This window comes from Labilibacter marinus, assembly GCF_001659685.2.
Taxonomy (GTDB): Bacteria; Bacteroidota; Bacteroidia; order Bacteroidales; family Marinilabiliaceae; genus Saccharicrinis; species Saccharicrinis marinus.
In genome coordinates this window covers 76,398-91,762 of record NZ_LXYE02000033.1, presented here as the reverse complement: position 1 = coordinate 91,762, position 15,365 = coordinate 76,398, and the positions used below count along the sequence as shown (strand labels likewise).

At 35.2% G+C, this 15,365-nt stretch carries 13 protein-coding genes; 4 read left to right on the top strand and 9 right to left on the bottom strand.

From position 1 onward, the window contains the following. Position 1 precedes the first annotated feature (1 nt). The 3 genes from rny to A8L32_RS13605 all read right to left on the bottom strand — a co-directional run bounded on the left by rny (position 2) and on the right by A8L32_RS13605 (position 2,244). The gene (gene rny / locus A8L32_RS13615; protein ID WP_075590771.1) at positions 2 to 1,534 is read right to left on the bottom strand and encodes a ribonuclease Y; all 1,533 of its coding nucleotides are present in this window, start codon (positions 1,532 to 1,534) and stop codon (positions 2 to 4) included. Between the two features lie 116 nt (positions 1,535 to 1,650). Beyond that, positions 1,651 to 1,941, bottom strand: a complete 291-nt coding sequence (locus tag A8L32_RS13610; protein WP_075590770.1) for a cell division protein ZapA — start codon at positions 1,939 to 1,941, stop codon at positions 1,651 to 1,653. A 9-nt stretch (positions 1,942 to 1,950) separates the two neighbouring features. Continuing rightward, complete coding sequence (locus A8L32_RS13605; protein WP_075590802.1) at positions 1,951 to 2,244, bottom strand: cell division protein ZapB; 294 nt, start codon at positions 2,242 to 2,244, stop codon at positions 1,951 to 1,953. A 231-nt stretch (positions 2,245 to 2,475) separates the two neighbouring features. On the opposite strand from A8L32_RS13605, the gene A8L32_RS13600 reads away from it, so the two are divergent. The 4 genes from A8L32_RS13600 (at position 2,476) to A8L32_RS13585 (ending at position 7,872) form a co-directional block, all read left to right on the top strand. Beyond that, the gene (locus A8L32_RS13600; protein WP_075590769.1) at positions 2,476 to 4,170 is read left to right on the top strand and encodes a M23 family metallopeptidase; all 1,695 of its coding nucleotides are present in this window, start codon (positions 2,476 to 2,478) and stop codon (positions 4,168 to 4,170) included. 494 nt (positions 4,171 to 4,664) lie between these two features. Further along, positions 4,665 to 5,282, top strand: coding sequence for a hypothetical protein (locus A8L32_RS13595; RefSeq protein WP_075590768.1), 618 nt, complete (start codon positions 4,665 to 4,667; stop codon positions 5,280 to 5,282). A gap of 84 nt (positions 5,283 to 5,366) precedes the next feature. Beyond that, complete coding sequence (locus A8L32_RS13590) at positions 5,367 to 5,957, top strand: NAD(P)H-dependent oxidoreductase (protein WP_075590767.1); 591 nt, start codon at positions 5,367 to 5,369, stop codon at positions 5,955 to 5,957. A gap of 10 nt (positions 5,958 to 5,967) precedes the next feature. Then, positions 5,968 to 7,872 (top strand): monovalent cation:proton antiporter-2 (CPA2) family protein, encoded by a 1,905-nt coding sequence (locus tag A8L32_RS13585; protein ID WP_075590766.1) that lies wholly within the window; start codon positions 5,968 to 5,970, stop codon positions 7,870 to 7,872. A gap of 85 nt (positions 7,873 to 7,957) precedes the next feature. Here A8L32_RS13585 and A8L32_RS13580 read toward each other — a convergent pair whose 3' ends face one another. The 6 genes from A8L32_RS13580 to A8L32_RS13555 all read right to left on the bottom strand — a co-directional run bounded on the left by A8L32_RS13580 (position 7,958) and on the right by A8L32_RS13555 (position 15,289). Further along, positions 7,958 to 8,695, bottom strand: a complete 738-nt coding sequence (locus A8L32_RS13580; RefSeq protein ID WP_075590765.1) for an LVIVD repeat-containing protein — start codon at positions 8,693 to 8,695, stop codon at positions 7,958 to 7,960. After that, complete coding sequence (locus tag A8L32_RS13575; protein WP_075590764.1) at positions 8,692 to 9,204, bottom strand: hypothetical protein; 513 nt, start codon at positions 9,202 to 9,204, stop codon at positions 8,692 to 8,694. Before A8L32_RS13575 ends, A8L32_RS13580 begins: the two co-directional genes overlap by 4 nt. 446 nt (positions 9,205 to 9,650) lie before the next feature. After that, positions 9,651 to 10,709, bottom strand: a complete 1,059-nt coding sequence (locus A8L32_RS13570) for a VOC family protein (protein ID WP_075590763.1) — start codon at positions 10,707 to 10,709, stop codon at positions 9,651 to 9,653. A 10-nt stretch (positions 10,710 to 10,719) separates the two neighbouring features. Next, positions 10,720 to 11,508 carry an SDR family oxidoreductase gene (locus tag A8L32_RS13565; protein WP_083631331.1) on the bottom strand — a complete coding sequence of 263 codons (789 nt, stop codon included), beginning with the start codon at positions 11,506 to 11,508 and terminating at the stop codon, positions 10,720 to 10,722. A gap of 113 nt (positions 11,509 to 11,621) precedes the next feature. Further along, on the bottom strand, positions 11,622 to 12,923 hold the full coding sequence (locus tag A8L32_RS13560) for a 1-acyl-sn-glycerol-3-phosphate acyltransferase (RefSeq protein WP_075590761.1): 1,302 nt from the start codon (positions 12,921 to 12,923) through the stop codon (positions 11,622 to 11,624). Further along, a complete protein-coding gene (locus A8L32_RS13555) occupies positions 12,920 to 15,289 on the bottom strand; it encodes an efflux RND transporter permease subunit (protein WP_075590760.1) in 2,370 nt (789 codons plus the stop codon). The genes A8L32_RS13560 and A8L32_RS13555 overlap by 4 nt, the downstream gene beginning before the upstream one ends. Positions 15,290 to 15,365: the final 76 nt, after the last annotated feature.

Sequence of the window (15,365 nt, the reverse complement as noted above, 5' to 3'; positions counted from 1 at the left end):
ATTATTTGGCATAATTAATCGCTCTTGTTTCACGAATCACCGTAATTTTTACTTGACCCGGATAAGTCATCTCCGTTTGAATCTTCTTAGCTATCTCGTATGATAAGGTTTCTGCATCCTTATCTGATACTTTTTCACTACCTACAATTACACGTAATTCTCTACCCGCTTGGATGGCATATGTTTTTAATACACCCGGATAATCCATCGCTAAATTCTCTAAGTCTTTAAGACGTTTGATATACGAATCAACCACTTCACGGCGTGCTCCTGGACGCGCTCCTGAAATAGCATCACACACCTGAACAATTGGGGCAATCATTGTAGTCATTTCTACTTCGTCATGGTGAGCTCCAATGGCATTGCAAATATCAGCTTTCTCTTTATATTTTTCAGCAAGCTTCATACCCAATATAGCATGCGGTAATTCTGGCTCCTCATCAGATACTTTACCAATATCGTGTAAAAGACCTGCTCTTTTCGCTTTTTTAGGATTCAATCCTAATTCACTAGCCATTACAGCACAAAGGTTAGCGGTTTCTCTGGAGTGCTGTAATAAGTTTTGTCCGTATGACGAACGATATTTCATTTTACCTACCAATTTAATTAACTCTGGATGCAATCCATGAATTCCTAAATCAATAGTTGTTCTTTTACCCGTTTCAATCATTTCTTCCTCAACCTGCTTACGCACTTTGTTCACTACCTCTTCGATACGAGCAGGGTGAATACGACCATCGGTAACTAATTGGTGAAGTGCTAAACGAGCAATCTCGCGACGCATAGGATCAAATGCACTTAAAACAATCGCTTCAGGTGTATCATCCACAATAATTTCAACACCTGTAGCTGCTTCTAAAGCACGGATATTACGTCCTTCTCTACCAATGATTCGACCTTTTATTTCATCTGAATCAATATGGAAAATAGTTACTGAATTCTCAATAGCATTTTCTGTTGCTACACGCTGAATGGTTTGTAATACAATTCGCTTAGACTCTTTATTTGCATTAATCTTAGCCTCATCCATAATATCGTTTACAAACGACATTGCTTCTGTTTTAGCTTCTTCTTTAAGCGATTCAATTAATTGATTTTTTGCATCATCCGCAGTAAGTCCTGAAATAGCTTCAAGTTGCTCCACTTGTTGCTTATGCATCTTATCTAGGTCGATTGATTTCTTTTCTACTAAATCTAATTGACCTTCTAAATTTTCCTTAATTACGTCAGTTTCCTTGCGTTTTCTCGTTAACTCCTCTTGCTTTTGGTTAAATGATGATTCACGTTGTTTAAGCTTATTCTCAATGGTTAAAACCTTGTTATTTCTAGAGTTAATCTCCTTTTCGTGATCCGACTTCAGTTGTAAGAATTTCTCCTTTGCTTGAAGTATTTTATCCTTTTTTATTACTTCTGCTTTAGACTCCGCTTCTCGTAATACTTTGTGGCTTTGTGATTTTAATACCTTGCCATATACTATCCATGTGCCCAAAACTCCTATCACCAGGGCTACAATTCCAATTATTGCTATCTCCATTTCTCTTGTGTTTAATAAAACAAAACCGCAATCATTCATTACATAAATCTGGTCGCAATGACCAAACTGTAAAAACAATGCGGATATTTATTGATATATAATAGACTAAAATTATGCTACTCTCTTGCAAGAATATCATCTAGTTCATGATTCAACTCTCTAGCTGCTTCAATAATAGGTGATGTATCTTGTTTTTCTTCCAACTCTAGGAGTTTAATTACAAACTGTAATGACGCCATTCCTAAAAAATCTTGCAGATCCTTATCTGAATAGTGTTGTTTATATTGTAAAACTTTATCGTTGATCATCTTAGCTGCCTTTCGAATACGCTCCTCATCCACACGCTTTATCTTTAAAGGATAAAACCTATCGGCCACATTTACTCGTATTGAAAGCATATCATCCATGGGCAACTATTATCTGTTTAAAAGAGCAATGCATTTATCAATTTCCCGCACAATCTGATTTATTCGAATTTTGGCAAAGTGAACGTCTCCACTCTTTGCTTCAATCGTTTTAGAAAATTTTAATGTATTGTATTTTTCCTTTAACTCGGCCATTTCTCTCGCCGATTCCTCTAACTGTAAAGCAAGTTGATCGTTTTCCGATTTCAAATGATCGTTATCCGTTTTTACACTTCTATACCGATCAACCAACTTCGATACTTTTTGTTGTAAATTGTGTACTATTTCTATACTTTCGTTCGCCATATTTACAAAAATGCCATACAAAGTTAACATTGCAATTAAAAAATAAAAACAAAGGCCTGCTTTCTTTTCACAAAGTGTTTAGGTAAGTAAAGTGAAGCATTAGATACTAACGATTTACACCCTTAAAAAAAGTTAACATTAGCTGATTACACTGCTTCCAGAAGGCCTATTATTAGGCAAGCATGAACTAAAAGCGGTGTAAATTTCTTTTTCTGAAAACAAAAAATAAAGATGAGTTATAAACATTACATATTCTCCATATTCCTATTTTGTGCAACTTTAGTAGTTTTTGCGCAAAAAAATAGAGATGCTAATTTTCTTTTTCCTTTAGATATTCCTCCAAGTGTTAGCGGATCATTTGCAGAACTCCGAAGTAACCATTTTCATTCGGGCATTGATTTATCTACACAGGGCAAGTTGGGTATTCCTATCAAAAGTATGGAAGTAGGCACCATATCTAGGATTAAAGTTTCTGCAGTGGGTTATGGAAATGCCGTTTATATTAAACATCCCAATGGTTACACCACCGTTTATGGTCATCTACGCAACTATTCAATTAAAATAGATTCAATTATTACCGCCGAACAATACAAAATAGAATCATTTGGCATCGATTTTTTTCCTACTTCTGAAATCCATATTAAACGAGGCGAAATTATTGGCTATACAGGTAATTCGGGAAGTTCGGGCGGACCACATCTTCATTACGAAATAAGAGAAACAGTATCTGAGGAACCTGTTAACCCATTTTTTTATCAGAATAAAATTAAGGATGACGTTAGACCCAAACTGCTCACATTACGTGTTTATCCCGTAGATGAAAACAGTGCAATTAACGGCAGTCCTATCCCCAAGAACTACACCATTGTATTTTACGATGGACAATATCATTTAAAAGGAAACCCTAAAATTTATGCTAGCGGCAAAGTAGGTGTCGCCATTGAAATGTTGGATTACATGACTGGTTCGTGGAAAAAATGTGGCGTATATAAATTGAATATGAAAGTAAACGGTCATGACTATTACAGTTGGGAGTTGGATCAGTTTTCGTTTTCTGAATCGAGATATATTAACAGTCATATTGATTATGGATACAGGGCCAAATACGGCAAAAGGTTTGAACGATGTTTTCGTCAACCAGGTAATAAGATGCGCATATATGGTGAGCTAACTAATGATGGCATCATCCATATGGATTCATCTAAGATTATATTTATTAAAGCTGCTGATGCCGCCAACAATCTATCCCAACTGAACTTTACTTTGCTTAAAGGAAATGATTACAAGAGTAGCGCATCACAAAAAGTAAAGCTAGCCTATAACCAACATCATCATTTAAAAGCAGATGGAGCTACTTGCGATATCCCTAATGGGGCTTTATATGAAAATGCAGCAATAACATTTGAGAAGAAAAATACGAATGTAGCAAGTTATCAAATTGGAGCTAAAGAAATACCATTACACAAATGCATTCGTTTATCTGTAAAAATTCCAGACTCATTGAGGTTATATAAAGATAAACTTTGTTTGGCTAGTGTAAATGGTTCTGGAAAGCATTATTATGCTGGCGGTAATATAAAAGAAGATAGCCTAATTTTAACTACCCGCAGTTTTGGCAACTATACTTTTAAAACGGATACTATTGCCCCAACCATAAGAGCATTGCAAAACATTAAAGGCAGAGTTTTTAATACAAACTCTAAATTCTTATTCAAAATATCAGATAATTTCTCTGGAATTAAATCATATGATGTGTATTTAAACGATAGCTGGGTATTGTGTGAATACGATGCAAAATCCAATAAACTGACTTGTCCTTTATCTAAAGCCAAAGTAAAAAAAGGGGGAAACTATAACTTTAAACTGGTGATAAAAGATAACTGTGGAAATGAAAAAACACTAAGCAGTCATTTTATGGTGAGATAGTAAAGTACCTCGGGGCAAGCCCAGAGGCATAAACCTGAATACTAACTGTATTAACGAGGCAAGCCTCGAGTTACTAAACCTTTTGGCGGCGTCAATAAAAAAAGGAACGCTACCGTTGTAACATTCCTTTTATAAACTTAAACCCTAATCTATGAAAAAACTCTACTTATCTTTTTTGTATGCTAGAATTTTTAAAGAAGGAACGCCCCTTTGGACGTTCCAATCTTAAACCTAAACCCTAACCTAATGTATGAAAAACTCTATTGCTTTATACACTCTTGTTTAAAGCAAAGCTTGTGCCATAAAAAGCACTTTTTTATGCATTAACACACATTAACTTGAGTGTGAAAATCTGTAAACAAAACCACCAAATACTTTATTATATTTATGCCTTTAATTTAGACATTCAACAAGCATAACAAAAGATTCGTAACACAAAGAAATGTTGGGTCTTTGCATGCTAAACGAGACAACTACACAAAAAAATTAAACAGATGAAAGAACTATTCCTAAAAGCTAAACATTGGCAACTATTTATTTTAATGATGGGTATTCCTTTGGTATTTCAATTTTATGTAATGCAAGAAGTATTTGGAAACATATTAACCCAAGGCAACCCAAATCCAGAAACAATGATAGGCATGTTAAAATATCTGCCTGTAATCATGTTTATTTTTATGGGTCTATTTTTCGGCTGGCTTTGGTCATTAGCTATGGGCTTGCAAAATAAAATTCCTGAGGAAGTAAAAATGAAAACCACAAAATTTAAAATATTCTTTTTTATACCTGTGGCATATTTAATCATTATACTTACCCTTGTAAGCGTTGTTATTATAGCTGCTTTTAAAGGCCATATTGAACCAAATTCAGAAACAATCCTATCTTTTGTTGGAATCGCATTGGCCATTATCGTTCCAATGCATCTATTCTCAGTATTCTGTATTTTTTATTCGCTATACTTTGCGGCTAAAACTATTAAAACGGTAGAACTACAAAAAGAAGTAAAATTCTCTGATTTCGTAGGTGAGTTTTTTCTGCTTTGGTTTTATTATATAGGCCTTTGGATTATACAACCTAAGGTGAATAAAATGATGAAAAAATCAATCGATTAGTCAGTTGCCAAGCAAAAACATTTTAAGCAAGTTATATGTTTTAACTTGTGTCAGTCGCTGACATAAACCCAAAGTTATAATTCCATGAAAGTATTGATCATATTTGCTCATCCTGCATTCCATAAATCTAAAGTAAACAAAGTGTTAGTGGATGGATTATCTGACATTGACCACGTTACCTTTCATGATTTATACCAAGAGTATCCTGATAATGATATTGATATAAAACGAGAGCAAACACTTTTATCTCAACATGATTTAATCGTTTTTCAGTTTCCTCTTTTTTGGTACAGCACTCCTTCTCTTTTAAAGGAATGGCAAGATTTAGTATTAGAACACGGATGGGCTTTTGGCAGTAAAGGAAATGCTTTAAAGGATAAATGGTTTTTATGTGCTATAACCGCTGGAGGTCCGCGAAACGCTTATCGTATTGAAGATTTTCATAGTCATACTTTACATCAGTTGTTATCACCTTTAAAGCAAACAGCAAAACTATGCAAAATGAAACCCTTACCTCCATTTGTTGTGCATGGAACCCACGCTATAGAGCTAACTGAGGTAAAAAAAGAAAAGGTTAACCTGCTTAAGCTTTTGTACGAATTGACCAATGACAATTTTAGTTTTGAGGAGGCAGAAAAATACGAGTATTTAAACGACTATATCACTAAAAAGTAATCGGAGTATTATGGAAGGCAATTTTTTCTACCAGGCATTTGTATATTTAGCTGCCGCAGTTGTAGCTGTTCCTGTGGCCAAAAAACTAGGACTTGGTTCTGTTTTAGGATACTTGATTGCAGGGGTTATTATTGGCCCTTTTGTGTTTGGCTTTATTGGCGAAGAAGGACAAGATGTTATGCATTTTGCTGAGTTTGGTGTGGTTATGATGCTTTTTTTAGTCGGCTTAGAATTACAGCCTTCGCTGCTATGGAAATTACGGGTGCCTATATTGGGTATTGGAGGATTACAGGTTGTTGTTACCGCAAGCCTCATTATGATGATAGTATTAATGGTTAGTTCTCTTTCGTGGCAAATTGCATTAGCGCTGGGCTTAACTTTAGCACTCTCCTCAACCGCTATAGTTTTGCAAACACTAAACGAAAAAGGTCAACTTAAATCCATTGGCGGACAAAATGCTTTCTCGGTTCTGTTGTTTCAGGATATTGCGGTAATACCCATTTTAGCCTTTATGCCCTTATTGGCCACCTTAGAAATAACCAGCTCCGAGGGACACGGCACGCATACATTAACCGAAGGTTTGCCTGTTGCATTGCAAACTCTCATTGTTTTTGGGGTTATTGCAGCCATCATCCTCATTGGTAAATATGCCATTAGTTATGTATTTAGATTGATTGCACAAACACAACTTCGTGAGCTTTTTACTGCTGCAGCACTCCTGTTAGTAATTGGCATTACCCTATTAATGACCATGGTTGGATTGAGTCCTGCCTTGGGTACATTTTTAGCGGGTGTTGTTTTGGCACAAAGCGAATACAGGCACGAATTAGAAACGGATATTGAACCCTTTAAAGGATTATTACTCGGGTTATTTTTTATTGCAGTAGGAGCTTCCATCGACTTTAACCTAATCATAGGAAATCCTGGAACAATTGCTGCCATAGTATTGGGACTTATTTTGGTTAAGTTGATTGTGTTAATGGTGATTGGCCGTTTGTTTGGCATGCGAATGGATAACAATTTTCTATTTGCATTTGGACTAGCGCAAGGTGGCGAATTTGCCTTTGTTCTGTTTTCTTACGCCTTGCAAAACGGTGTTATGGGTAGCGAAGTAGCCAACCCAATGATTGCTTCCGTAGCTATTTCTATGGCATTATCGCCACTCATAATGTTACTAAACGAAAAGCTTATTCAGCCCAACTTTGGAACTAAAGAGTCTGTAGAAAGAGAATCGGATACCATTGATGTAGAAAACGAAGTAATAGTAGCTGGTTTTGGAAGGTATGGCAGTACCATTGGTAGATTTTTGCAAGCCAACGGAACCCAAGCCACTTATTTAGATATGGATCCGAACAACGTTGATTTACTGCGTAAGTTAGGTTTAAAAGTATTTTACGGCGATGCTTCGCGCCATGATTTATTGCATGCCGCTGGAGCGGATAGCGCCAAATTACTTATCATTTCGGTAGATGACCCCGAAAAGGCCATTGAAATTGTAAATACCACACAAAAGCACTTTCCGCATTTAAAAATTGTTGCCCGAGCTAAAAACTGGAATTCGTATTTTGAGTTACTCGATAAAGAAATTCTAGGTGTTTATCGAGAGTTTTCGGATGTAGCCTTACGTATGGCTGCGGATGTTTTAGGTGAAATAGGCTATCGGAAAAATCAGGTGCAACGTTCCCTAAAAAAGTTTAGAAAGCACGACGAATCCTTTTTGAAAGAATTATCGAAATCGCGCCACGAAGAAACATCAATGATTAAGCAAAGTCGAAAAATAATGGAAGAACTAGAACTGATGATGCTTGAAGATATTGAAAACGAAGCCAAAGACAAAGACTTAGGATGGGATGCAGAAACCATAAAAGAAGAATTTGCCCCTATCATCCGAAAGTTAAAAGAAGAAAATAAGTAAAGAAACAGGCTTATTTTTAAATATAAAGCTTACAAACCTTTATGCTTCAGAAATAAGCCCGTTCCTTTTAACTAAAACCTATACTCTAAAAACTTATCGCACTTAAGCCCGAATAGGCAACTCCCTCAAGGGTTGTTTCAAGTTTATATTGATACACGCCACTTTTACCTACTGCAATTAATACATCCCCTCGTACAATAACATCAAACGCTTCTTTATCAATAGAATTTATCAGCTTTGACCTAAGCGGATCGCTAACATCAAATATCTTAATTTCATCATCGCAAACAATTAAATAATTACCATATAAGCCAAGCCCTTTGGGAGCAATTAGGTTTCTGGAACTAATTAAAACAGGTTCTGTAACAGATTGAACATCATAAATCTCGAGCACATTAATATTATTTCCGCAAAAGGAATTACTATGCAAAGTAACATAAGCATGTGTATCGTTAGCAACAACTGGGTCGCATGCGGTAAAGTGCTGCACGCCCGACATCTTTTTAGGAAACTCAGGATCGTTTAAACTGTATATAAACATCCCATTTCTCGAACCAATATATAGGTAGTCTTTATACCCAAAAAGTGTTTCAATATCAAAACCAATATCTACTTTATTCACTAATACCGGCTCTTCAGTATTTGAGATACTGAAAACGTTTAAGTCATACTCATCCACTACATATAGATAATCGCCTTTTAAAGTAAATGCAGCCAACGAACCTCCCTGACCATCTGGGGCAGCTGCATCACCCTGTGCACCATCCTTAGAACAAGAAAAAAATAAGCATACCCCTAATGATAATAAAACTAGCTTTCTCATTTTTCCAGATTTATAAGTTTCCAATCAATTACTACACTATTATTCTCTACATCATAAGCCCTTTCTCCTTCAGGAGAGCGTAGTTCAGGAAATGTATTTTTTACTCGTTTTACCAAAGCCAAACTTTCCTCTTCTGGGTTAAAACGTAGGGTAATTAAATCGGTGGCCTGATTGATATACAAAACATTATTACGCATCGCAATATCCGTACATGCCAATACCGAAATAAAACCTGATTTTTCCGGATTCAGAACGTCGGAATTATCAAATACATGAAAACCTTTGCCCTCTTCTCCAATAAATAATAAATCATCTTTTACGTATATTTTGCCAGAGTTGACAATTTCTTGAGGAGACTTTAATTCAATGGCTTTATCCAATTCAGCCCTAGCTATAGCAACAGGCTCGTATTGACTTTCCCATTCTGGTTCTGTTGGCTCCCACCATGGATAACAGCTTTGCAGCAAAAAGCACACAAAGAGGTAAAATAGAAATTTAGGTTTTGTCATGATTGTTTTTTTTAGGATTTAGGAATAATATTCATCAATAAATACAGTCTTTACTGCATCAATTACAACTGACAAATATAAGATGGTAAGTATTAGAAATGGTTGCTTATAGTTTATAAAAAGAATAGTTATTTGGAAGTCTATTAACTCGTGATCTTAAAAATAGGTTCAAATCATCTCAAAGATAATTTATCAAACTATGTCTTTTTGAATAGGATAAAAGCTCAAGAAAACTCGAGGTAAGTCCAGAGGGATAAATCTGAATACTAACTGCATTAACGAGGCAAGCTTCGAGGTATTAAACCTTTTGGCGGCGCCAATAAATATTTAATGGATATAAAACAACTTAAGGTTTGAGTATAATAATCAAAAAAGCCATTTTTCTATCTCAACAGAAAAATGGCTTAAAAATATTTTATCCAAAAACTAAATTTAACAACTTGGCATTAATCTTTAATACGACTAAAAACCAGTGTATTTACCATCCAGTTGGGAAGATTCTTCTTAGGATCACGTCCTTTTAAATTCATATACCATCCAATTTTTTCGATGATTGGTAGTTTATGTGTTTCTACAAATTCAATCAATGTACCATCTGGATCTTGAATGTATGCAAAATGCCCTGCAGCAACTCCCATATCAAAGCTATCTGCACTATCCACAGTAAAAGCAAAACCTTTTGACTGACATTCTGCACGCAATTTATCCATACCTGTTATATCAAAGCACAAATGGATAAATCCTAACTCACCCCATATTCTATTTTCAAATATTTTGCGTGGCGTACGTCCCTTTACTTGTATCAACTCTATTTGAGTAGGACCAAACAAACGACTAAATGCTCCTGTACGAGCCTCTTTATGTCTTAACAAAACACGCCTACACTTGATATCTCCCCCAGGTAATTGAGCAAAATCGTCAAATACACCTTCTTCGTCGTAAACAACCTCGTCATACTCCAATATATCGGCATATACTTTTTTAGAAGCCTCAATATCAGACACACCTATTACACATCCAACAGTACCACCCGTTAGCGACTTTTGCTTTTTGTAAAACACCTTTTCATATACAACTTGAAAAATATTTCCATAAGGATCCTTCACAAAATAATGAGCATTACCCATGGGGTCTTTGTACAATTCACCTAATATATCTAATCCTCGCTCTTTATGCGTACGATAGGACTTTTCTATATCTCTACTTTTTATCTTGGAAATAAAAATCCCATAATCACCTAGCATCACTTCAAAGGCAGGTGCTTTAGGTTTAATTCCTGTATGTTGCCAAATTTCAAATCCACCTCCACCTTCCATATTCATGGCCAATGCAGCATAACGTTCTCTTGTTTTTCCATCGGTATGAGGTAACATAATTTCAGCTACAGCTGTATCCTCAAAAACATTAATATCCATTCCAAATTGGGCTCGATACCATTTCCATGCCTCTTTAGCATCATCTACTCCAACACCAATCTGTTGAATACCGCTAATTGTTTTTGTCATATGGGTTATATTACTTACTACTTATCTTTGTTACTAAATTGTAATATAGGGATGGTAAATATTTATAGATGTAAACCATCAATAATTCACTACCTCCTATCAACACATCTTTCTTTCCTTTTTTGATAGCCTTAACTATCTTTTTAGCACAAACATCTGCCTGCATTCCTTTCTCTTGACCTGCATCCATTTGGCCATGCGCTGTTCCATCTTTTGTTAATGCATTTTTAGAAACCTCTGTTTTAACCCTACCTGGCGAAACAATGGTCACCTTAATATGATCAGCCTTAACTTCTGCTCGTAAGGATTCAAAATACCCTTGTAAGGCATGTTTGGCTGCCGAATAAGCACTACGCATAGGAAATCCGAATTTACCTACAATACTGCTGACTGCCACAATATGTCCTGACTGATTTTGTAACATAACAGGAAGTATTAATTTAGTTAATGCAATTGCACTAAAAAAATTCAGTTCCATTATTTTTCTATCATTCACTAAAGGTGTTTCCTTAGCCAATGATCGCTGACTCATCCCTGCATTATTCACTAAAATATCAATTGCTCCCATTTTCTGTAATACCCGCTGTACCAGGTCTTGCAAATGGTCTGTTGAAGATAAATCTGCAGGAAATACAAAACACTCTTTGGTATATTTAAGACACCTTTCTTTGACCGCATTAAGCTTATCTTCGCGTCTTGCAGTAAGCACCAACCGAGCTCCTTCTCTAGCGTAAGCATAAGCCAACTCTTCTCCAATACCAGATGAAGCTCCTGTAATCCAAACTACTTTCCCTATCAAATCAATTAATATTTAGTTACACACAAATGTAATTATTGTTTATAATAAAAGATATCTATAACCAATAAAATATAATAACAAATACATAAGCCCTTAACCACGAATAAACAAACTTATTCAGATTCTATAGCAGAATTAATATTTGCCCTTTCAGTTTGTAATAAGGCCAGTTCATTGGCCTGTTTATTTTTAAACGTTACAAAACGAATTCTATCAAATAGAAGTAAATACTGATCGCGCAGAAGAACAGACCAAAATCCAACAATACCCAGAGCAACAATTGTAATTATGCCAGTTACTCCAAACATTAAACCTGCAATTACCAATAAAATAATATAATATATTTGTACAAACAACCAACTAGCTCCAACATAAACTGAACCGTAAAATTCTACTGTTTTTACGACTTTATCAGCCACTTTACGACCCAAATAGATAGGTAAAATATTACTCACGTATCCTAAAACAAATAGAGGCCCCATGAGTACTAATGCCAATAATTGCCAACCATACGAATCAGGATTTATTGCTACCTGCTTATCAGTAATTTTAAACTTATTTAATTTCTTAAAATAGATATGAGTCTGTTCCTTAAGTTCTAAAAAACTATTCTGAGATGCTGAATAAAGATGATTTACTCTTTTGGTCACCTTATTTTCTAACTCAAAAGCACTTGAATCCTTACTAACAATGGGTAAAGCTGCTTTTAAATTGTTGTTGCGTGCAACTTCTAAACAATACTCTGCTGTCTCTTCTGATTCTTTCTCCTCAATAACAATGGCACCTTCTGTTAATGCGCCATAAATATCTTCGTTTAGGGCATTAATGGCTTTAGCAGGATTCTCAAGATATAAATCCTTATAATCGCTTACCAATATGGGTTTTCCACATTGCGCCATCAGATTCTCTCTAATTTTAGGTGCATTAGTGTAGTTTAATGATATGGGTACAATTTGAACTCCCAGTTTAAAATCATTTGCCTCCTCTGCTCCAAAAGCAATTCGTCCTGTACCTTTTTTAAGTCGACGCACTCGTTTTTCCACCACACATATTCCCTCTGAATGGATGAGCAACGTGCCTTTTTTCTTTAGTGTATTTGTATATATATTAAACGCATCAAGATTCTTTTTTACATCCTGAGCATTATCCATGGCTCTATACACAGGCGACACACGCATAGAGGCCAAAAAAAAGCGTGCTATCTTAGTAGCAAACACATCACCTCTAGCTAAAAAGCGAAGTTTTCGTCCTGCAAAAATACCAATTACAAAATCGTCGATAAATGAATTAGGATGCATTGAAGCCAAAATTACAGGCCCTTTCTTTGGTATATTTTCTAGATTAACAAAGAATATCTTCTTAAAATACAAGCGCAACGTAATTGGCATTGTATATCTTAGCAAATGATAATTCATTTTTTCTTTAACTTTTTATGCTTGGCTTTTTCTAATGATAAAAGCAATGCAGGTAACAATATTAAATTAGTAAACATAGCTACAAGCAATGTCAACGACACCAATAAACCGAGCGCTATAGTACCTCCAAAACTAGAAGCAGTAAATATGGAGAAACCAAAAAAGAGCACAATAGAAGTATAAATCATACTCACTCCGGATTCCTTAATGGCCTCTACAACGGAAATTTTTATTCTACCTCCATGCATCTTAAGCTCCTGCCTATATTTAGCTAAAAAATGTATACTATCATCAATGGATATACCAAAGGCAATACTAAACACTAATATAGTAGACGGTTTGATGTGAATTCCAGCATACCCCATTACCGCAGCCGTAAACAACAACGGAATTATATTAGGTAACAAGGATATAAAAACCATACGAAACGACCTAAACATAACCGATATAAACAGAGATATTAGTACAATAGCTAAAGCCAAACTTAAAAACAGGTTACGGATTAAAAAATTAGTGCCTTTTAAAAACACTAAGCTTGTACCTGTAAAACTCACCGTATAATCTTTAGGATCAAAAATTTCATCTACTCGTATGCGCAACGAATCTTGTAAAGCTTGAATTTGAGTTGTATTTACATTGGCCATTTTTACTGTCATGCGGGCAATTTGTTTTGTTGAATCTACAAAAGCATTAAAACCGTCATTACTTGCTGATGAATCTGTTGTTAGGTATTTTTTAAGACTCTGTAAACCTTTGGGTGGAGGCAATACGTAATATTTAGAATCGCCTCCTCTATGCGCCTGATACACATATTTAATACCATCTAAAACAGAAAGGGGCTTTGAAAAATAGGGCGTAAATAAAGTGTCTCGACTAAGCACCTTCTCTAATTTTTTCATTTTATACAAAGTGCGCCCTCCATTGCTAAAAACACCATTTTCAGACTTCGTATCAATAACAATTTCAAAAGGTAATACCCCATTAAACTGATCTTCAAAAAAGAGTAAATCTTTGTAAATATCATCCGTTTGAGGAATATCATCGACTACATTACCTGATGTTTTAATAAAGCTAATACCTAATCCACTTATTATCACCAACAATATTGTTCCCATATAAACCCAACGCCTATTTTTCATGGCATTCATCACCAACCATTTAATAATATTATTCAATGATTTATTTTCAAGATGCTTAATATGCTTGGGCGAAGGCATGCTTTGAAAACTTGTAATAATAGGGAAAATGGTGATGGAAATTAAAAACAGGCAAATAATATTTATGGCCGCAATAATTCCAAACTCAACCAATATAGAAGAGCTCGTAAGTATAAAAGTAGCAAAACCAGAAGCTGTTGTTAAATTGGTTAAGAAAATTACACCTCCAATTTTCTTTATCATGCGTTCCAATGCGGCCCATTGATTGCCATGGTTACTGCATTCTTGGTGGTACTTATTAACTAGAAAAATAGAGTTTGGAATGCCTATTACTATAATTAATGGCGGAATTAATCCGGTTAAAACGGTTATTTTAAAACCAAAAATACCAATAAAGCCAAACACCCAAACCACTGAAATGCCTACAATAAGTAAAGAGGTTGCAACTACACGGAACGAACGAAAAAAGAGATAAAGTATAATTGCCAGTACAATGGCGGCCAAAATAATAAAAAGGCTAAGCTCTCCTCTTACTTTATCCATTACTCGGGTTCGAATATATGGTAAACCCGAATAGTAAACCTTTATTCCCGTATGCTCACTAAACGCTTCTGCTACCTCATATACTTTATTCACTAAAGCAATCCTGCTTTTCGAATTAACCATATCATTGGGTAGCGTAATCGTTAAAATAGTAACAAAAGTACTATCCGATTTTTTATATAATAAATCCTTATAAAAGAGTTGTTTATTAACTATTGATAGAACACTGTCCAATTGTTCCTGAGAACTTGGTTTTTGGGGAAACAATGTTTTTAGCTCTAGTTGCTCATCAACTTTATTAAGTGAGGTAATTTTTGATAAGGATAGTACACTATTGGTTCCCAGCACCGATTCGCCCTCTTTGCTCTTGATACCAATAGCTGCAATATCATCAGTAAGCTGATAAAGTGCGTTAAAATGATTTAACTGCAATATAGTAGAGTCTTTAAACCCCAACAAAATCATTTTTGCATCTTCACCAAAAACTTCCTTAAAGTTTTCGTATTCTACAAAGGTAGAATCTGTTTTAGGAAGTAGTTGAGCAAGTTTATAATCGAGCTCAACTTTACGAGCCTGATAACCAAAAAATAGGGTTAAACATAAAATAGCAAGCAAGATAGCCACCCTATACTTAATGATAATATGATTGACTGATAAATGATTCACGTACGGATTTTTTCAAATGAAGCCGCAAAGATAACAATAATGAGGCACTACACACAGCGTAACAAGTGCAGTTTTC

What these genes read in the sequence shown, in the direction of transcription:
- rny (WP_075590771.1), bottom strand. Translation starts at nt 1,534, where the DNA reads ATGGAGATAGCAATAATTGGAATTGTAGCCCTGGTGATAGGAGTTTTG.
- A8L32_RS13610 (WP_075590770.1), bottom strand. Translation starts at nt 1,941, where the DNA reads ATGGATGATATGCTTTCAATACGAGTAAATGTGGCCGATAGGTTTTAT.
- A8L32_RS13605 (WP_075590802.1), bottom strand. Translation starts at nt 2,244, where the DNA reads ATGGCGAACGAAAGTATAGAAATAGTACACAATTTACAACAAAAAGTA.
- A8L32_RS13600 (WP_075590769.1), top strand. Translation starts at nt 2,476, where the DNA reads ATGAGTTATAAACATTACATATTCTCCATATTCCTATTTTGTGCAACT.
- A8L32_RS13595 (WP_075590768.1), top strand. Translation starts at nt 4,665, where the DNA reads ATGAAAGAACTATTCCTAAAAGCTAAACATTGGCAACTATTTATTTTA.
- A8L32_RS13590 (WP_075590767.1), top strand. Translation starts at nt 5,367, where the DNA reads ATGAAAGTATTGATCATATTTGCTCATCCTGCATTCCATAAATCTAAA.
- A8L32_RS13585 (WP_075590766.1), top strand. Translation starts at nt 5,968, where the DNA reads ATGGAAGGCAATTTTTTCTACCAGGCATTTGTATATTTAGCTGCCGCA.
- A8L32_RS13580 (WP_075590765.1), bottom strand. Translation starts at nt 8,695, where the DNA reads ATGAGAAAGCTAGTTTTATTATCATTAGGGGTATGCTTATTTTTTTCT.
- A8L32_RS13575 (WP_075590764.1), bottom strand. Translation starts at nt 9,204, where the DNA reads ATGACAAAACCTAAATTTCTATTTTACCTCTTTGTGTGCTTTTTGCTG.
- A8L32_RS13570 (WP_075590763.1), bottom strand. Translation starts at nt 10,709, where the DNA reads ATGACAAAAACAATTAGCGGTATTCAACAGATTGGTGTTGGAGTAGAT.
- A8L32_RS13560 (WP_075590761.1), bottom strand. Translation starts at nt 12,923, where the DNA reads ATGAATTATCATTTGCTAAGATATACAATGCCAATTACGTTGCGCTTG.